Origin of the sequence: Curtobacterium sp. ODYSSEY 48 V2 (genome assembly GCF_023712625.1) — a bacterium.
In the GTDB taxonomy this organism is placed as follows: Bacteria; Actinomycetota; Actinomycetes; order Actinomycetales; family Microbacteriaceae; genus Curtobacterium.
This window is the reverse complement of record NZ_JAMAXX010000001.1, coordinates 193,072-212,030: the sequence shown is the minus strand read 5'-3', so window position 1 is coordinate 212,030 and position 18,959 is coordinate 193,072. Positions and strand designations below refer to the sequence as shown.

The window sequence follows — 18,959 nt, the reverse complement described above, 5'->3', positions numbered from 1 at the left end:
AGGGCGTACCGTGCTGCACATGACGGGGGACCACGAGACGACGACGGCCAGCGAGGCGACGGCGACGACGGACGACGATCGGATCGGCGCGTCGGGGTGGTGGCAGCTCGTCGCCCTGACGGTCGGCGGGGCGGTCGCACCGGCGGTGTTCTTCGCGCTGCAACCGCGACCGGTCCCCTGGGTCGCTGTCGTCGTGCTCGGCCTCGCGCTGGCGGTCGTGCTCCCCGCGCTGCAGGTCTGGTCCTGGGCGCGACGGGGCGGTCGTGCCGCCGTCGTCGCGACGCGACGGTGGGTTGACGACGGACGCGTCCCCGCCGAGGTCCCGGACGCGGTCTGGCGTCCGCGGGTGCAACGGTGGCTGGCGGAGGCCCGGCAGCGACGCACCAGCGGGTGCGTGTTCGTCGGGCTGGCCGCGCTGTGGGCGATCCTCGCGGCGTCCGGGACCGCGGGCGACTGGGGTGTCGCGGTCGTCTGGGCCGTACTCGGGGTCGGCACCCTCGTGCAGGGACGCGGCGACCGGGTCGGCGCGGAGCAGCTGCTCGCCGCCCCGGTGCGGACGACGGCTTGACGGCCGCCGGTCCCTGCACAGCTCCTGAGTCAGGACGACCCGTCCACGGAACAGCCCGGTCCTGAACCGTCGTGCCGCCACGGCGAGCACCATGGGCCCATGAGCCAGCTCGACAAGCAGGACCCGCGTTCGCAGTACGCCCGGCCGCCGTTCCCGCCGCAGACCCAGCAGGGGTCCGGGCTGGCCAGCGCGATGGACCCGGCGCCCGACCACGGCGAGACGACCTACCTCGGGACGGGGCGGATGCCCGGGTACCGGGTGCTCGTGACCGGGGCGGACTCCGGCATCGGGCGAGCTGCCGCGATCGCGATGGCGAAGGAAGGGGCCGACGTCGCGTTGAACGCCCTGCCCGAGGAACGCGAGGACCTGGAACAGGTGCGTGACGTCGTCGGCGACCTCGGGCGCAGGGCCGTGCTGCTGCCGGGCGACCTGACCGACGAGGCGTTCTGCGACACCCTCGTGCGCGACGCCGTCAGCGAGCTCGGCGGCCTCGACGCGCTCGTGCTCGTCGCCGGACACCAGCAGGTGCACGAGGACGTGACCGAGCAGTCGACCGAGGACTTCGACCGCACCATGAAGGTCAACCTCTACTCGATGTTCTGGCTGGTGCGAGCGGCCGTCCCGCACATGGCTCCTGGCAGCGCGATCGTCACCACGAGCTCCGTCTCGGCGTACCAACCGCAGGACCGGATGATCGACTACGCCGCCACGAAGTCCGCCATCATCACCTACACGAACGGTCTCGCCCGCCAGCTCGCGGCGAGGGGCATCCGGGCGAACTGCGTCGTGCCGGGGCCGGTGTGGACGCCGCTGCAGCCGATCAGCTACCCCGGTGACGAGATCGCCGCCTACGGTCAGGACACCCCCTTCGGCCGTCCGGCGCAACCCGTCGAGCTCGGCAGCGCCTACGTCCACCTCGCCGGCCCGGAGTCCTCGTACACGTCCGGCAGCACCCTGACCGTGGCGGGAGCGACCGGGGTCGCGCTGTGAGCCCGGTCGCCCGGAAGACCACAGTCACGGTCGGCGACCGTCGGATCGCCCTGACGAACACCGACAAGGTGCTCTACCCGGCGACCGGGACGACCAAGGGCCAGGTCATCGCGTACTACGAGCGGGTGGCCCCGTGGATGATCCCGCACGTCAAGGACCGCCCCGTGACGCGGAAGCGCTGGGCGAACGGCGTGGACGGCGGGGTCTTCTTCGAGAAGAACCTGCCCGACTCGGCGCCCGACTGGGTCCGTCACCACACGATCGCGCACAAGGAGCACGACACCGAGTACCCGATCGTCGACGACCTGCCGACGCTCGTCTGGACGGCGCAGCAGGCGGCGCTCGAACTGCACGTCCCGCAGTGGCGGTTCGGTCCCCGCGGCGCGCAGCAACGTCCGGACCGGCTCGTGCTCGACCTCGACCCCGGCGAGGGTGTCGGGCTGCCGGAGTGCGTCGAGGTGGCGCTCGCCGCACGCGAGATCCTGCACGGCATGGGGCTCGACCCGTACCCGGTGACGAGCGGCTCGAAGGGCATCCACCTGTACGCGGCGCTCGACGGGCGCGCCACGACCGCACAGGTGTCCGACGTCGCGCACGAGCTCGCCCGGGCGTTGGAGCAGGACCTGCCCGACCTGGTGCTGTCCTCGATGAGCCGCGCCGAGCGACGGGGCAAGGTCTTCGTCGACTGGTCGCAGAACAACGGCAACAAGACGACGATCGCGCCGTACTCCCTGCGCGGCCGTGACCGGCCGACCGTCGCCGCGCCGCGGACCTGGCGGGAGCTCGAGGAGCGCGGGTTCGCCCAGCTGGAGTTCGAGGAGGTCCTCGACCGCCTGGAGGCCCTCGGCGACCTCCTGCACCCGGTCGCCTCCGCCTCGCTGGCGGTGGGCAGGACCGACCACGGCCACTGGGACGGCGACCGGACCCAGCGTGCGAACGAGGCAGAGCAACCGGCTCGCGACCGCCTCGCGGCCTACCGCGCGAAGCGCGATGCGTCGCGGACGCCGGAGCCGGTGCCCGAGGGCGCACCGACCGTGCGGAAGGACGGCACGCCGACGTTCGTCATCCAGGAGCACCACGCGACCCGGGACCACTACGACTTCCGGCTCGAGCACGAGGGTGTGCTCGTGAGCTGGGCGCTGCCGAAGGGCGAGCCGACCGACCCCGGGAAGAACCACCTGGCGGTGCAGACCGAGGACCACCCGCTCGAGTACGGCTCGTTCGAGGGGACGATCCCGCAGGCCGAGTACGGCGGGGGGACCGTCACGATCTGGGACGACGGCACCTACGAGCTCGAGAAGTGGCGCGACGGCGAAGAGGTGATCGTCACGCTGCACGGCCGCACGAACGGCGTCCGTCGGCTGGCGCTCCTGCACACCCGAGGGCGGGGCCGCGGGAAGGACGGCGACGAGCAGAACTGGCTCATCCACCGTACGAAGGACCAACCGGACCGTCTCGCCGACGGGGGTGGCGAGGCGGATGCGGGTCGAGCCTCCCGGACACCGACGCCGAGCGCTGCGGAGCGGCAGCGGATCGGACGTGCCGCGCCCGCGAGGACGTCGCCCGCCGAGCGTCGGGCCATGCTCGCGAGCCCCGTGCAGGGGGAGCCGCGTCTCGACCCGGCGGCCTGGGCCTTCGAGATGAAGTGGGACGGCGTCCGTGCCCTGGCGACCGTGCGCGACGGACGGGTCACCCTGCGCAGCCGCAACGACAACGACCTGACCGCGCAGTACCCGGAGCTGCAGGAGCTGGGCGAGCGGGCCGGGGTCGACGGGGTCTTCGACGGCGAGGTCGTGGCGCTGGACGAGCGCGGGCGTCCGTCGTTCGGTCTGCTGCAGGACCGCATGGGACTGACCGGGGCTCGTGACGTCGAGGCTGCTCGGCGCCGGACACCCGTGCGCCTGCTGCTCTTCGACGTGCTCGAGGCCGACGGACACGACCTGACCCGGCTCGGCTACGACGCCCGGCGCGAGGCGCTCCTGACCGTCGTCGAACCGGGCGGTGTGATCGAGGTGCCCCAGGCGGTCGACGGTGACCTGGACCACGCCGTGGCGGCGTCGCGTGAGCGGGGGCTCGAGGGCGTCGTCGCGAAGAAACGGTCGTCGCGGTACGCCGAGGGCCGCCGCTCCGAGGCCTGGGTGAAGATCAAGCACCACGCCACGCAGGAGGTCGTCGTCGGTGGGTGGCGGCCCGGCAGGGGGCGCCGGGCCGGTGGCGTCGGATCGCTGCTGTTGGGCGTACCCGGCCCGGACGGACTCGAGTACGTCGGCAGGGTCGGGACGGGGTTCAGCGACCGCGACCTGGACGAGATCGGGGAGGCCCTCGGGAAGACGGAGCGGAAGACCTCGCCGTTCGTCGAGGTCCCTCGCCCGGATGCCCGCGACGCCCACTGGGTCACACCTCGTCGGGTCGGTGAGGTCGAGTTCGCCGAGTGGACGGCGGACGGTCGGCTCCGACAGCCGTCGTGGCGCGGGTGGCGGCCGGACAAGGGGCCCGAGGACGTCGTCCGCGAGTCCTGACCGGTCGGCCTCGGCGATCGCGGGCGAAGGCGGTCCGTGCGCCGGATCAGGGGACGCACGGACCGCCGCCGGTGCACCGCGGTCGGCGATCAGGGGTGGCCGACCACGGCGCGTCCGCGGCCCGGGATCACCAGAACCCGGGCGTCCGGAACCCCCACGGTTCCGGGGCCCACTGGTGTGACGGGTCGACTCCGGGGTTCGTCACGCCGTTCGTCGGATTTCTTCCTACAGAGCCGCTGCGGACACGAGGAGACCGTCCGGGAGCTCGGCTCCCGACGGTCTCCGGTGGTCCTCGGTCGGCCCGTTCAGGCGGCCGGCGCGGGACCGTCGGCGGGCTTCGCGGTGTCCGCGGCGGGCAGGTCCTCGTCGATCAGGTCCTCCTGCTCGGGCAGGTCGACCTCGGCGGCTGCCGCCTTGGCCTCGTCGATGGACTCCTGCGAGCGCCGGAGGAGGTCGTCGTCTGCTGCGTGATCCGTCATGCGCCCGACGCTACGCGGGTGCGCCTGTACCCGCGTCGGTCCGGGGTGCCGGTCGATCGAGCGGAGGTGCGGCGACGTCGAAGTCGACGGCGGAGGTCGGGGCAGGCGTGGTCGGCATCGCCGGGGCAGCGGGCTCGTCCGCGGCGTCCGCGGCGTCGAGCACGGCCCGGGTCGCGGCCACTGCGGTCCGGAGCGCGTCGGCCAGGGGCATCGCCCGGTGCGCGGCCGTCCGGACCTCGACACCCCAGGGCTCCTCGTGTCCGAGCCCCCGGAGCACGCGGACGAGCCCGGGCAGGTCCCATGCGCCCGATCCCGGCAGGTGTCGGGCACTGCGGGACTCCTCGGCGAGGGTGAGTCCGGACGGGGTGTGCAGCAGGCCGTCGCTGAGCTCCACCGCGGCGAGCACCTCCGGCGCGACGCCCTGGGCGATCGAGGCGAGTGTGGAGCCGCCGCGCAGCGTGTGCATGGCGTCCAGGAGCAGCCCGGCGTTCGGGTGGCCGGCCGCGGCGACGAAGCGCGATGCCCGCTCGACGGTGGGCAGGTTCGACCAGGGCTCCGGTTCGAGGACCAGGCGGGCACCGACCTTCTCGGCCTGCGCGGCGAGGTCGACGAAGTCCGCGGTCATCGCCGCTGGCGTGACCGGGTGGACACCGGTGTCGGCACGGACGACGACCTGCCAGGCGCCGAGGGTCGCTGCCGCTTCGAGCACGACCCCACGGTCGGCCTCGTCGTCCGTCGAGCGTCCGCCGTGGCTCCACCAGCGGTCGAGGGGGCCGAGCTGCACCCAGACGATCCCGGCTCGGTCGAGGGCACGTCGCAGTGCCGTGAACCCGGTCGTCGCCCGCACCTCGTGTAGGTCGTCGAGCGACAGTGACAGGCCGGAGAACCCGGCATCCACGACGGCTCGGACCCGGTCGGCGATCGGCTCGTCGCCCGCCCAGGTCCAGGACGTCGCGAGCAGGTCGTGTTCCTGCACGGCGCACCTCCTCGGTCGGGACACGCACCCGTCCCCGGCGCGCTCGGCGTCGAGCACGCTCGCGGTGTCCCGTGGTCTGGCGCCGATGGTCCCCCGGCGTCACCGACCGGTGTACGCCTCGGGCCTGCGGACGTTCCCAGCGGTGCGTGGTCGCGCACCGTCCGACCGCGCCCGGAGGTCAGACGATACGGGTCGTCACCGTTCCGACCTCGGCGACGAAGCCGGTGACGACCTGGCCGCGCTGCAGCGGCCCGACGCCGTCCGGGGTCCCGGTGAACAGCAGGTCACCCGGGGCGAGGGTCACCCACCGCGAGAGCTCGGCGATCGTCTCGGCCACCGACCAGACCTGGTCGGCCAGGTCGCCCGACTGTCGCAGTGCTTCGTCCACGCGGAGGCCGATCGCACCGGTGGTCGGGTCGACCCCGGCGGCCGGGACGAGCGTCCCGACCGGGGCCGAGGCGTCGAAGCCCTTCGCCAGGTCCCACGGCCGACCGAGCCGCTTGGCCTCGGCCTGCACGTCGCGACGCGTCAGGTCGATGCCCACGCCGTAGCCCCACACCAGGTCGAGGGCGTCCGTCACGGCGACGTCCGACCCGCCACGACCGAGCGCGACGACGAGTTCGACCTCGTGCTCGAGACGGTCCGTACCCGGCGGGTAGGGGGTGTCGGCGCCGTCTGTGACCAGGGCGCTGGCCGGCTTCGTGAAGAAGAACGGCGGCTCGCGGTCAGGGTCATGGCCCATCTCCCGGGCGTGGGCCGCGTAGTTGCGACCGACGCAGTACACCCGACGGACGGGGAACCGACCGCCGGCCGTGGTCGGCAGCGTGGGCTGGTCCGGAGCGGGGATGACGAGGTCCTGCACGTGCCCAGCCTGGCACGTCGACTCTCGGCGAGCGAGGCGTCCTCGTGGAGATCGTGCCGCTCCCGCGCGCGTGCCCGCTCCTGGCGCTCCCGCGACTCCTGCCGGAGGTCCTCGAGCAACTCCAGCCGCCCCTCCGGCTCCACGAGGGGGCCGTAGTGCGGATGCGCGCAGAGCGACCGGTAGATGCGCTCCATCATGTCCAGGCGTCGTTTGAACAGGTCGTCGGGTTCGTCGGTGACACCGCGCTCACCCATCCGACGTCCGTGCCCCGAGCCTCACGGCACAGGACCGGCCACGCGACGGGCGTGACCGGTCCTGTGGACGGTTCGCAGCGCCTCCAGGCTGTGCAGGAGGAGCGTGCAGGAGACGCGGGACGTCAGTTGCCGGGTGCGGCGCCCTCCGTCTCGCCGGCGCCCGGGTCGCCCCCGGTCCCGCCGTCGGTCGGCTCGTCCTGCGGCCACCCTCGGAACTCCCAGCCCGACAGCGACGGGTGGTCCTCGCCCTTCGAGTAGGCGAAGGTCCGCGCGGTGTCCCGCGCCTCGGTGAGCTTCGCGAGCAGGTCAGCGTGCGCGTCGGCGTCGACCCGCGACAGTGCGTCGTGCGCCAGCGAGAAGCGGTCCATCTCGTTCAGCATGAGCATGTCGAACGGTGACGTGGTGGTGCCCTGCTCGAGGAAGCCGTGCACGTGCAGGTCGTCGTGGCCGTTCCGGCGGTACGTCAGCTGGTGCACGAGCGACGGGTAGCCGTGGAAGGCGAACACCGTCGGCGTGCCGGGCAGGAAGACCTCGTCGTAGCGCTCGTCGCTGACCGGGTGCTCGTGCTTCCGCGGGTCGCCGAGGGACAGCAGGTCCACGACGTTCACGAAGCGGACCCCGACCTCGGGCGCGTGCTTCCGGATGATGTCCGCGGCGGCGACGGCCTCGACCGTCGGCACGTCACCGGCGCTCGCGAGGAGCACGTCGGCGCGTCCGACCGTCTGCTCGGTGCCGGCCCAGTCCCAGACGCCGAGCCCGGCAGCCGCGTGCGCGACGGCGTCCTCGAGGGACAGGAAGACCGGCTCGGGGTGCTTCCCGGCGACGATCACCTCGATGCGGTCCGTGGTCTCGAACGCGTGCGCTGCCACGGCGAGCAGGGTGTTCGCGTCCGCCGGCAGCTTGATGCGCACGAGGTCCTGCTGCTTCGAGGCGACGACGTCGAGGAAGCCCGGGTCCTGGTGCGAGAAGCCGTTGTGGTCCTGCCGCCACACGTGCGACGACAGCAGGATCGACAGGTTCGACACGGGCGCGCGCCAGTCGATGTCGGTCGACGACTCGAGCCACTTCGCGTACTGCCCGACCATCGAGTCGATGATGTGCGCGAACGCCTCGTAGGTGTTGAGCAGTCCGTGGCGGCCGGTGAGCACGTAGCCCTCGAGCATCCCCTCGAGCAGGTGCTCCGACAGGACCTCGATGACTCGGCCACGAGCGCCGAGGTGCTCGTCGCCGGCCGCGCGACGGGCACGCCACACCCGGGAGGTCACGTCGAACACGGCGTCGAGCTTGTTCGACACCGTCTCGTCGGGCCCGAACAGGCGGAAGGACGAGCCGTTCCGCGAGGTCAGCTCCGCGAGCCACGCCCCGAGGGTCGCGGTCGAGCTGGCGTCCTCGCCGACGGGGACCGCGTACGGCTCGAGCGGCGGACGGTCGAGCGCGGTGCGGATGCGCCCGCCGTTGGCGTGCGGCGTGGCGCTCATGCGGAGGTCGCCCTGCGGCCGGATGGTCGTGAGGATCCCGGTCGGCTGGCCGTCGGCGTCGAACAGCTCGTCCGGGCGGTAGCTCCGCATCCACTCCTCGAGCTGCTCGCGGTGTCCGGCGTCCTCGCGCACGGCCGGCAGCGGGACCTGGTGGGCGCGGAAGGTGCCCTCGACGCGCTCGCCGTCGACCTCCTGCGGGCCGGTCCAGCCCTTCGGGGTACGGAGCACGATCATCGGCCAGCGTGGACGCAGGTCGGCTGCGCCTGCCGGCTGTCCGGCTGCGGCCCGTTCGGCCTGGGCCCGAGCGGCGGCCTGGATGTCGTCGATGCTCGCGAGCGCGCGGCGGAGGGCACCGTCGAACAGCGCGTGCACCGCGAACGGGTCGTGGTCCACGCGTGCGGAGTCGACGACGATCGGCTCGTACCCGAGGCCACGGAAGTACGCGGTGAGGTCCTCGTCGGGGATGCGCGCGAGGACGGTCGGGTTCGCGATCTTCCAGCCGTTGAGGTTGAGGATCGGCAGCACGGCTCCGTCGGACACCGGGTCGAGGAAGGTGTGCGCCTGCCAGGAGCCGGACAGGGGACCGGTCTCGGCCTCGCCGTCACCGACGACGCACGCCACGACGAGGTCCGGGTTGTCGAGCGCCGCGCCGTACGCGTGCGCGAGCGAGTAGCCGAGCTCGCCGCCCTCGTGGATGGATCCGGGCGTCTCCGGGGCGGCGTGGGACGGGATGCCGCCCGGGAACGAGAACTGCTTGAAGAACTTCCGGAGCCCCTCGGGGTCCGGCGTGATGTCCGGGTACAGCTCGCCCCAGGTCCCCTCGAGCCAGGCGTTCGCGTTCATCGCGGGGCCACCGTGCCCGGGCCCGCACACGTAGAGGAGGTCGCGGTCGGTCTCGGCGATGAGCGCGTTGCAGTGCGCGTAGACGAGGTTCAGCGCGGGGGAGGTGCCCCAGTGCCCGAGCAGGCGCGGCTTGACGTCGTCCGGGTCGATGGGACGGGTGAGCAGCGGGTTGTCGAGGAGGTAGATCTGCCCGACGGTGAGGTAGTTCGCGGCGCGCCACCAGGCGTCGATCGCCCGGATCCGGTCGGTGCTCGGGATGTGTACGGGGGCCATGTCTCCACGCTACGGAGCAGGGGGCCGGAGTTCCCCAGGAACTTCGTCCAATCCGATCGGGCGAGGGCCCCGAATCCCTTGCATCAGCCGGGAAACACCCGGAGCGCTCACCAGCCGCAAGTAGCTGGTTCTCCACCCCTCTTCGGGGTGTGTTCGGCGCGCACACAGGGAATCGCGCCGAGCGCGACAACGGAAGGAACCCACTCATGCGCAAGTCCATGAAGACCTCGATCACCCTCGCCACCACCGGCGCCCTCGTCCTCGGTGGTGCCGCGTTCGGCATCAGCACGGCGAACGCCGCGACCCCGAACGTGCAGACGGTCTCGTCCTCGTCCGAGGCCTCGAAGATCCCGGCCCCGGTCGCATCGGTCCCCGAGGTCAAGGGTGGCAACACCGCCGTCGCACTCGACAAGGGCTTCACCGACGCCCTCACCTCCCTCGGGCTGACCCCGGGCGTCTCCGGCGACGCGAAGCTCGAGGACGGCTCCGTGTCGTTCCCGATCACCGCCGGCTCGGTCACCTACTGGAGCCCGGACGGCAACTACCGCCCCTACGTGCAGGGCCTGCTGGACCACAACGGTTCGGGCCTGACCCTCAAGGCCGGCGACACCACGGTCACGCTCGAGAACTTCGTCGTGAACCCGGGCTCGTCCAAGCTCTACGGTGACGTCCTCGTCAACGGCGAGGTCGCCGCCTCGAACGCCTACCTGTTCTCGCTGCACGGTGGCACGCTCAAGCCGCTGCAGCTCGAGGGTGACAACGCCATCCTGACCGGCACCACCGTCCACGTCTCCGACGACGCCGCGAAGCTGCTCAACAGCACCTTCAAGACCGACGCCGTCAAGGGCGGGCTGCTCGTCGGCACCGCGACCATCACCGCGCAGATCAAGTAACACCCCGCGGCACACCACCGCACCGGCACCACCACGAGAAGGCGCCGCTCCCCACCACGGGAGCGGCGCCTTCCGCACGTCCGGGCCGGCAGCGCAGGCGGGTGCAGTCGTGTGGGTCGGCCTGGAGGCACGGCCCAGCGCCGCGACACCGGCCGCGGTCCGGCACGGCGGACGAGGACACGGTGCGCGCCTCGTGCAGCGCAGGTCAGGCCCGACGCCACCACCGACGCGGCCGTGCCGCCTGCTCCGCAGCCGCACGGTCGGCGGCCGCCCGCTCGTCGGCGGCGCGGCGGGCGTCCCGCCGCTCGCGCCACCGCTCCACCTCGACCTCGACGTCGCGCATCGGCGTGACGACCGGCGGTCCGCCGAGCAGCTGCCGTCGGGCCTCCTTGACGCGGGCGTTGAAGTCGACGAGGACCGCGCGGACGTCGTCCTCGGTCGTGAGCGCGTCGAGGTGGTCGTCGAGCTCGGCGTCCTCGGTCCGCAGCGCCAGCGCCGGCGGGGCGATGCCGCGGATGTCCTCACGCTCGATCTTCGCCTTGATCCACCAGTCGGGATCGTGTCGTCCGTCGTTCCCCGGCAGCGGCTTGCCGTGGTACGGGTTCCCCTCGAAGACCCCGCGGCGCTCGGCCTCCTCGATGCGGGCACGAGCGTGCCGTTCGACGTCCTGCAGCCGGAGCAGGCGTCGTTCCTCGCGGACCTCGTCCGGGTCGAGGGAGCCGCGTTCGATCTCGCTGTCCACGAGCTGCTGGTACCGGTACCGGGCGGCTCGCCGCAGCCGGTCCATCCGTGCATCGACGTCGTTCATCGCCCGTCCATCATGCGCCGCACCGCCGACGGTGTGCTCAGCGGCCGTCCGGGTCCGGCCGGTCGCCGTCGAGCCGTTCGGCGCACACCTCGGAGCGGTCGCGGCCGTCGGAGGCCACGGTGAGGGCATGGGATCCCTGCCGCTCTGGATGCTCGTCGTGATCTTCGTGGCCGGTGCCGCGGTGATCTGGGTCGCAGGCATCCAGCTCTCGAAGACCACCGACGTCCTCGACGACCGACTGCACCTCGGGAGCGCGCTCGGCGGGCTCATCGTCCTGGCCGTCGCGACGAACCTGCCCGAGATCGCCATCACGGTCAGCGCGGGCCTGTCCGGCAACATCGAGGTCGCTGCCGGCAACATCCTCGGTGGCATCGCCCTGCAGACCGTCGTGATCGCGATCCTCGACGCCTTCGGCCGACGGGGCAAGGGGGTGCGGCCGCTCACCCACCGTGCTGCGTCGCTGACCCTCGTGCTCGAGGCGGTCGTCGTCGTCGCGGTGCTCGCCGTGGTCGTGGCCGGCAGTCAGCTCCCGCCCGACCTCGTGGTCGCACGACTCACACCGGACGTGGTGCTCATCGCAGCCATCTGGGTCGTCGGGCTCCTGCTCGTGCAGCGCGCCGGCAAGGGGTTGCCGTGGCACCAGGACGGCCGGGCGCCCGACGCGTCACCGCACGCGTCGGGGCACCGGACACGGAAGCAGGACCCACCGCGGATGAGCACACGGAAGGCGGCGGTCGTCTTCACGGTGTCGGCCCTCGCGACGCTGGTCGCCGGTGTCGTCCTCGAACGTGCGGGTGATGCGGCGTCGGAGCAGATCGGGTTGTCCGGGGTGCTCTTCGGCGCCACGGTGCTGGCCCTCGCCACGAGCCTGCCGGAGATCTCCACCGGCATCCAGGCCGTCCGGCAGGGCGACGACAACCTCGCGATGTCGGACATCTTCGGCGGCAACGCGTTCCTGCCGGTGCTGTTCCTGGTCGCCACGGTGCTGTCCGGCAAGGCGGTGCTGCCGCAGGCGAACGCGAGTGACGTGTACCTGACGGCCCTCGCCGCGCTGCTGACGCTGGTCTACGCGGTCGGCCTGGTGTTCCGGCCGGGGCGGCGGATCATCGGCATGGGCGTCGACTCGTTCGTCGTGGTCGTGCTCTACCTGGTCGGGGTCGCCGGCCTCGTGGCGATCACCCTGGGCTGAGCAGCGTACGACCGTCGCGGTCGGGCGGGCACCACCGACCCGCCCGACCGGGTCCGCGCCCGGTTCACGACTCGGCGGCGACCTCCTCGATCGTCAGCGCCGCCTGGATGAGCGCGAGGTGGGACAGCCCCTGCGGGATGTTGCCCATGAACGCCCCGTCCTCGACGCTGAGCATCTCGCTGAACAGGCCGACGTCGTTCGCCTGCGCCACCATGTCGTCCATCAGGGAACGGGCATCGTCCACCCGACCGGTGCACGCCATGGCGGCCGCGAGCCAGAACGAGCACGCGACGAAGGGCGACTCCTCCTGGTCCATGCCGGAGTACCGGTAGACCAGGGGGCCGTGCTGCAGCTGTTCCTCGATCGCGCGGATGGTCGACGCCATGCGCGGGCCGCGGTCGAACGACGACATCGCGTGCAGCAGGATCGAGGTGTCGATCGCGTCGGACCCCGGGTACATCACGTAGTACCCGCGCTCCTCGTCCCACCCGTGTTCGGCGACCCACTGCTCGATGAGCTCGCGGTTCTCGATCCACTTCTCGCGCGGTCCGTCGATCATGCCGGCGTCGTGGAGCTCCACCGCAGCGTCGAGCGCCTGCCAGCACCCGACCTTGCTCGACACGTAGTGCTGCGCCTCCTGGAGCTCCCACATACCGGAGTCCTGCTCGGGCCATCGGTGGCAGGCGTCGTCCGCGAGCCGCTCGAGCACGCTCGCGGTCTGGCGGTCGAGCACGTTGCCCGCCTTGACGTACTGACGAAGGATCTCGAAGACGTCACCCCAGACACCGAGCTGCAGCTGGTCGCCCGCACGGTTGCCGATCGTCACCGGACCGATGCCGTTCCACCCGGGGACGTCGCGCTCCTCGACGCCGTCGGTCTTCTCGCCGTTCAGGTCGTAGAAGATCGGCATGGTCTCGTCGTGCTCGGCGATGGTCCGCATCACCCAGGACACCGCCGCGTGCGTCTCCTCGCGGAGCCCGAAGCGGGTGAGGGCGTGCACGGTGTACGACAGGTCGCGGACCCAGGCGAACCGGTAGTCCCAGTTCTTGCCGCCCGTGCGGTCCTCGGGCAGGCTCGTCGTCGGCGCCGCCGCGATCGCACCCGTGGGCGAGTAGATGAGCAGCTTCAGCGCGAGCGCACTGCGCTGCACGGCGTCGGCCCACGGGCCGTCGTACGAGAAGGTCTCCGACCAGGTCGACCAGTTCTCGATCGTCCGGTCGACCGCGTCGAGCGTGCGCTCCGGCTCGGGCATGAAGATCGGCTCGTTCTCGGTACCGACGATCGTCAGGATCGACTTCGACCCCTCGTTCGTGGTGAAGCGTCCGGAGAACCGAGGCCCGTCGTCGTGCACGGGCTCGAAGCCGTGCTGCACGATGCCGATGGTCACGCCGTCGATACCGATCACCGTGCCGTTGGCCGTGTCGATGCGTCGCGGCTCCGCCGTGTTCAGCAGGGTGCCGGGGACGACCGCCCACTCCATCTCGACGGTGCCGGAGACACCCTGTACGCAGCGGCCGATCTCGGCCCACGGCAGCCGACCGGCGACGCCGGTGACCATCGCGTCCGTTACCGTGCAGGACCCGCTGTCGGTCGTCCACGTCGTGACGAGCACGTTCGTGCCCGGCAGGTACTCGCGCTCGACGCTGGCGTCGCCGGTGGGACGGAGTGCGATGTGCCCCCCGTGCTCGGCGTCGAGGATGCTCGCGAAGACCGGTGGGGAGTCCATCGAGGGGATCGGCAGCCAGTCGATCCGGCCGTCGCGTGCGACGAGCGCGACCGTGCGGCCGTCACCGATGGCTCCGTAGGAGCGGAGCGGCACGTAGCCGTCGGTGCGCTCCTCGTTGTCGTTCGCGTCGGGGGTGTCGCGGGTCCGTTCGGTCATACCACCAGCCTGCCCGGCCCGGCGGGGCGACCATCAGCCGGGCGTACCCCGCTGTGGACGGTCGTGGTGTTCCTCCCGACCGTGCAGGAACGGCCGAGAGAACCGCGACACGCCCGGGTGAGTTGTGCGGCCCGGGCGTGTCGCACTACTGTCGGTCCTCCTGCCCGTCGGGCAGGACCGCCCGCCCCGGGCACCCACGGAGGGACCGCGATGCACGCCCAGCAGCACAGCAGCCGCCTCGAGCGCCAGCTCGATGCGCTCGTCGTGCTGCCCGCGGTGCAGTACGCGAACCCGTCCCTCCGCGAACCCGCGTAGGCACGCGCCGTCCCCCGACGTCCCGTGCCCACCCGGCCCGGGGCGTCCCTCCCGTCGTTCCTCCACAGGTGCACTGCACCGAGCCGGAGGCGCAGGATCCGTCCGCCCCGGACCGTCACCACGACGGCCGCCCGGCCGTCACCACGACGGCCGCCCGGCCGTCGATGACCGTCACGACGAAGGACGAACACCGTGGAGAAGATCAACGACCGATTGCTCAGCTGGGCCTCGATGCTCGAGGAGAACACCGAGCAGCAGGCCCGCACGACGGCCCGGATGCCGTTCGTGTTCCCGCACCTCGCGCTGATGCCCGACGCGCACCTCGGTCTCGGCGCCACCGTCGGCTCCGTGATCCCGACCCTCGGCGCCGTCATGCCGGCGGCCGTCGGCGTCGACATCGGCTGCGGCATGATCGCGGTGCGCACGCAGTTCGCTGCCGCGGACCTGCCCGCCGACCTGCAGCCCCTCCGCGAGCAGATCGAGCGCGCGGTCCCGCTGTCCGCCGGGGCGTCGAACCGGAAGGTCGTCGCCACCGCCGAGCCGCGGATCGCCGAGCTCGAGGCGATGGCCGCGGCCGCCGGGTTCGACCCGGCCGGAGCACACGGCGGCTGGCGGAACCAGCTCGGCACGCTCGGCTCGGGCAACCACTTCATCGAGGTCTCGCTCGACGAGCAGGACCGGGTCTGGCTCTTCCTGCACTCCGGGTCGCGCGGCGTCGGCAACAAGATCGCCCAGCGGCACATCGCCGTCGCCAAGCGGATGATGCAGCGCTGGTGGATCGAGCTGCCGGACCCCGACCTGGCCTACCTCGTCGAGGGCACCCCGGAGTTCGACCGCTACATCGCCGAGCTCCGGTGGGCGCAGCACTTCGCGCTCCTCAACCGCGAGGAGATGATGGACCGGGTCGTCCGGCAGCTGTCCGAGGTGCTCGGCCAGCCGGTGGACGAGCAGGAGCGGATCAACTGCCACCACAACTTCACCCAGCGTGAGACGCACTGGGGCAAGAGCGTGTGGGTGTGCCGGAAGGGTGCCATCCAGGCGAAGGCAGGGCAGCCCGGTCTCATCCCGGGATCGATGGGGACCGCTTCCTACGTCGTCGAGGGGCTCGGTGACAAGCCGTCGCTCGAGTCCTCGCCGCACGGCGCCGGTCGGCTGTTCTCGCGGTCCGCTGCCCGGCGGACCTTCACCCACGAGCAGCTGCGCGAGGCGATGGCGGGGATCGAGTACCGCGACACGGACGCGTTCCTCGACGAGATCCCCGCGGCCTACAAGCCCATCGACCAGGTCATGGCGGATGCCGTCGACCTGGTGACGGTCCGGCACACGCTGCGGCAGGTCGTCAACGTCAAGGGTGACTGACACCGGACGGGGAGGCGCGTGGCCGTCCGCCACGTGCCTCCCGTCCGGCGCTCGTCCCGACACGCGGTGCGCCCCGCTGCGGACAGCGGTCCGTGCGTCGGGCACGCTCGAAGGGATGAGCGACCAGGCGGAACGAGCAGCACGCGAGACCGGACGACAGGCGAAGCGTGTCGCCGACAGCAGGTGGTTCGAGCTGACGGCGCGGGCCGGGTACGTCGGCAGCGGTGTGGTCCACCTGCTGATCGGGTACCTCGTCGTGCTCCTCGGGATCGGGAACGCGTCCGGGGGCAGCGAGACGGACCAGTCGGGAGCGCTGCGGCAGCTCGCCGAGGTCCCCGGAGGCGTGGCCCTGCTCTGGGTCGTCGCCGTCGGCACCGCAGCGCTGGCCCTGCGGCTCCTGCTCGAGGCGGTCGTCGGCGGCCGGTCCGACAGCGCCCGCGGGTGGGCGGCACGGGCGAAGGACCTCGGCAAGGCGGTCGTCTACGGCGTCGTCTCGTACTCGGCCGGGTCGTTCGCGCTCGGGGCCGGCACGAGCTCCAGCGGGTCGACCCGGAGCGCGGCGGGTCAGGCCCTCGCGACGCCCGGCGGGGTGTTCCTGCTGATCGCCGTCGGTGCCGTGGCGATCGCGATCGGTGCGGCCCTGGTCGTGCAGGGGTGCCGTCGCTCCTTCTGGAAGCAGCTCGTCCGGCCGCGGCAGCCCCTCGACCGTGCCGTGACCGTGCTCGGGACCGTCGGGTACGTCGGCAAGGGGATCGCCGTCGCGGTCGTCGGGGTGCTGATCGTCGTCGCCGGCGTCCGGAGCGACCCGGACCAGGCGACGGGGCTCGACGGGGCGTTCGACGCGCTGCGCGACCTGCCCGCCGGATCGGTGGTGCTCGTCGCGGTCGGCATCGGGTTCCTGGCGTACGGCGTCTACAGCTTCTTCCGCGCCCGGTTCGCGCGCCTCTGACCCGAGCGCACGTCGGTCGGTGCGGTTCGCGCGAGACGCCGGCGTCGGTACCGGACGCACCCGAGTCGTCGAGACGCCGCCGGATCCGACGGCGTCTCGCCGGGATGAAGGCGTCTCCGTCCGACGCCGGTGTCTCGGGCGGTCTCCGGCGCCCGCGGTCCGACCGAGTCCGCCGCGTCTCGCTGGCAGGTCGTGCACGCCGGCCCCGGTAGACGGGAGGACATGCACACCGACGCCGTGACCGGGCCCGTGACCGTCTTCTGCGACGAGCAGGCGGTCCTCGCCGAGAGCATCGTCTGGGACCCGACCAACGAGCGGCTCCGCTGGACCGACATCACCCTGGGCCTGCTCACCACCGCCCGCGCGGACGGCACGGTGGAGTCGAGCGTCGCACTGCCGCCGCCCCTGGCGAGCTTCCAGCCACGCGCCGCCGGCGGGTTCGTCGCGGCCCTGGGCGACACGGTCGTGCTCACCGACGAGCGCGGCGTCGTCGAGCGCGAGCTGGTGCGGGTGCAGCACGCGACCGCCGAGATGCGGTTCAACGAGGGCAAGTGCGACCCCTTCGGTCGGTTCCTCGTCGGCAGCATGGACCTCTCCGACCAGGACCCGGCCGGAGCGCTGTACTCGGTCGAGCCCGACGGTACGACGCGCGTGCTCCGCGGGGGCTTCGGCGTGACCAACGGCATCGAGTGGTCGGCGGACGGCAGCGTGATGTACGTCACGGACACGAGCACCTCGACGATCTACCGCGGCTCGTACGGCCCCGACGGCGTGCTCGGCGAACTCGAGCCCTTCGTCAGCGGCGCCGCACACGACGGGCTGGTCCGCGACGACGAGGGCTGCTTCTGGACGGCGGTCTACGGCGCCGGCCGGGTGGAGCGCTGGGACGCCGAGGGCCGACACCTCGAGACCGTCGAGGTGCCCGCGCCGAACGTGACCTCCGTGGCCTTCGGCGGACCGGACGCGTCGACGCTCTTCGTCGCCACGGCGCGCGAGAACAGCACCGAGGAACAGCTCGAGCAGTACCCGCACTCCGGGGCGGTGTTCGCGGTCCCCACCCGGGTGCACGGCGCGCCCGCTTCCGCGTTCGGCGGCTGAACGGCGGGTACGGTGGGAGGTCGCCGATCCCAGGAGGCCCCGTGACCGAACAGGACGACCAGGACGACCGGACCCCGCCGCCCGCACCCGACCCCGCCGGTGCGCTCGCGCGTGCCGAGGACGCCGACGTGCAGGTCGAGGTCGACCGGATCGCCGTCGACGGCACCTACGTCCGGGTGAGCTCGATCGGGCAGCCGGGCGACCGTGCGTTCGTCCTCGTCGCCGGTCTGGGCATCGCCGCCACCTACTACGAGCGGCTCGCGCCGCACCTCAACGAGAACGGCCCGGTGCACGCCCTCGACCTGCCGGGCTTCGCCGGGGTCCCGCGCTTCCGTGGTGCCGTGTCGATCGAGCGCTACGCCGACGCGGTCGAGCAGGTCATCCGCGAGCTGCGGCTCGAGGACCCGGTGCTCGTCGGGCACTCGATGGGCACCCAGGTCGTCACCGAGGTCGCCGCGCGCAACCCGCACATCCGCGACCTCGTGCTCATCAGTCCGGTCGTCGACAGCCGCGCCCGGAGCATCCCGATCTCGGCGCTCCGCTTCCTGCGGTCGGCGCTGCACGAGCCCGCGGCCGTCCGCTGGCACGGGGTCACCGCCTACGCGCTCTGCGGCTGGCACTGGTTCCGGAAGGTGCTGCCGGAGATGATCGCGTTCCCGATCGAGGACCGCGCCGCCGAGGTGCGGGCGCGCACCCTGATCGTCCGCGGTGAGCACGACGCGATGGTGCCCCGTGACTGGGTGCGGTCCCTCGCCCGGGTGTTCCCGCACGCGGTCCTGCGCGAGGTGGTCGGCGGCGCCCACTCGGTCATGCACGCGCAGGCGGACGCGGTGGCCCGCCTCGCGGTGGCCCTCGTCGACGGGCAGATCACCGACCGTGGCGTCGGCTCGCTGCAGCGGGTGCGCGACGACACGACCTCGTCCGACCTGGCCCGGCTGGGTCCGAAGGATGCCTGGCTGGTCGTGAAGTCGCGCTTCATCGAGCTCTTCGGCATGGCGAAGGGCGACGACGAGCAGCTGGAGCGGGCGAAGTCCGCGCACGCGGTCGCGATGGCCGACGGCGACGGCATCCCCGTGGACCCGGACGACCGCCGCGAGGTGGTCGACGACGTCGCACCCGAGGTGCGCGACCGGTCCTGACCCGGGCACCGCGAACACGGCGACGGCCTGGAGGCGCGACCCGACCCCGTCAGGTCGGGCCGCGCCTCCAGGCCGCCGGCGTCAG

15 protein-coding genes are annotated in these 18,959 nt (G+C 72.5%); 9 read left to right on the top strand and 6 right to left on the bottom strand.

What is annotated here, in order from left to right:
• The first annotated feature begins 19 nt into the window (after positions 1-19).
• The 3 genes from M3666_RS00975 (at position 20) to M3666_RS00965 (ending at position 4,077) form a co-directional block, all read left to right on the top strand.
• Positions 20-568 (top strand): hypothetical protein, encoded by a 549-nt coding sequence (locus M3666_RS00975; RefSeq protein ID WP_251154214.1) that lies wholly within the window; start codon positions 20-22, stop codon positions 566-568.
• Positions 569-667: 99 nt separating this feature from the next.
• A complete protein-coding gene (locus M3666_RS00970; protein ID WP_209684306.1) occupies positions 668-1,558 on the top strand; it encodes an SDR family oxidoreductase in 891 nt (296 codons plus the stop codon).
• Entirely contained in the window at positions 1,555-4,077 is a 2,523-nt protein-coding gene (locus M3666_RS00965; protein ID WP_251154213.1) for an ATP-dependent DNA ligase, read from the top strand. Before M3666_RS00970 ends, M3666_RS00965 begins: the two co-directional genes overlap by 4 nt.
• A gap of 305 nt (positions 4,078-4,382) precedes the next feature.
• Here M3666_RS00965 and M3666_RS00960 read toward each other — a convergent pair whose 3' ends face one another.
• The 4 genes from M3666_RS00960 to M3666_RS00945 form a co-directional block, all read right to left on the bottom strand.
• Positions 4,383-4,556, bottom strand: a complete 174-nt coding sequence (locus tag M3666_RS00960; protein WP_158407720.1) for a hypothetical protein — start codon at positions 4,554-4,556, stop codon at positions 4,383-4,385.
• Positions 4,557-4,566: 10 nt separating this feature from the next.
• On the bottom strand, positions 4,567-5,532 hold the full coding sequence (locus tag M3666_RS00955) for a sugar phosphate isomerase/epimerase family protein (protein WP_251154212.1): 966 nt from the start codon (positions 5,530-5,532) through the stop codon (positions 4,567-4,569).
• Positions 5,533-5,710: 178 nt separating this feature from the next.
• Entirely contained in the window at positions 5,711-6,394 is a 684-nt protein-coding gene (locus M3666_RS00950) for a fumarylacetoacetate hydrolase family protein (protein ID WP_251154211.1), read from the bottom strand.
• Positions 6,395-6,770: 376 nt separating this feature from the next.
• Complete coding sequence (locus M3666_RS00945) at positions 6,771-9,242, bottom strand: phosphoketolase (protein WP_251154210.1); 2,472 nt, start codon at positions 9,240-9,242, stop codon at positions 6,771-6,773.
• 206 nt (positions 9,243-9,448) lie between these two features.
• Here M3666_RS00945 and M3666_RS00940 point away from each other — a divergent pair, with 206 nt between their 5' ends.
• Positions 9,449-10,135 carry a hypothetical protein gene (locus M3666_RS00940; protein ID WP_066651700.1) on the top strand — a complete coding sequence of 229 codons (687 nt, stop codon included), beginning with the start codon at positions 9,449-9,451 and terminating at the stop codon, positions 10,133-10,135.
• A gap of 205 nt (positions 10,136-10,340) precedes the next feature.
• Here M3666_RS00940 and M3666_RS00935 read toward each other — a convergent pair whose 3' ends face one another.
• Complete coding sequence (locus M3666_RS00935; RefSeq protein ID WP_251154209.1) at positions 10,341-10,943, bottom strand: DUF1992 domain-containing protein; 603 nt, start codon at positions 10,941-10,943, stop codon at positions 10,341-10,343.
• Positions 10,944-11,070: 127 nt separating this feature from the next.
• On the opposite strand from M3666_RS00935, the gene M3666_RS00930 reads away from it, so the two are divergent.
• Positions 11,071-12,132, top strand: coding sequence for a sodium:calcium antiporter (locus M3666_RS00930; protein ID WP_209684493.1), 1,062 nt, complete (start codon positions 11,071-11,073; stop codon positions 12,130-12,132).
• Between the two features lie 64 nt (positions 12,133-12,196).
• Here the strand turns inward: M3666_RS00930 and M3666_RS00925 are convergent, their stop codons facing one another.
• Positions 12,197-14,014, bottom strand: coding sequence for a glycoside hydrolase family 15 protein (locus M3666_RS00925; RefSeq protein WP_251154208.1), 1,818 nt, complete (start codon positions 14,012-14,014; stop codon positions 12,197-12,199).
• Between the two features lie 507 nt (positions 14,015-14,521).
• Here M3666_RS00925 and M3666_RS00920 point away from each other — a divergent pair.
• From M3666_RS00920 to M3666_RS00905, 4 genes are all read left to right on the top strand, one after another.
• On the top strand, positions 14,522-15,688 hold the full coding sequence (locus tag M3666_RS00920; RefSeq protein WP_251154207.1) for an RtcB family protein: 1,167 nt from the start codon (positions 14,522-14,524) through the stop codon (positions 15,686-15,688).
• A gap of 115 nt (positions 15,689-15,803) precedes the next feature.
• Positions 15,804-16,637, top strand: a complete 834-nt coding sequence (locus M3666_RS00915; protein WP_251154206.1) for a DUF1206 domain-containing protein — start codon at positions 15,804-15,806, stop codon at positions 16,635-16,637.
• Between the two features lie 222 nt (positions 16,638-16,859).
• A complete protein-coding gene (locus M3666_RS00910; protein WP_251154205.1) occupies positions 16,860-17,735 on the top strand; it encodes an SMP-30/gluconolactonase/LRE family protein in 876 nt (291 codons plus the stop codon).
• Between the two features lie 41 nt (positions 17,736-17,776).
• Positions 17,777-18,874, top strand: a complete 1,098-nt coding sequence (locus tag M3666_RS00905) for an alpha/beta fold hydrolase (RefSeq protein ID WP_251154204.1) — start codon at positions 17,777-17,779, stop codon at positions 18,872-18,874.
• The last annotated feature ends 85 nt before the right edge of the window (positions 18,875-18,959 follow it).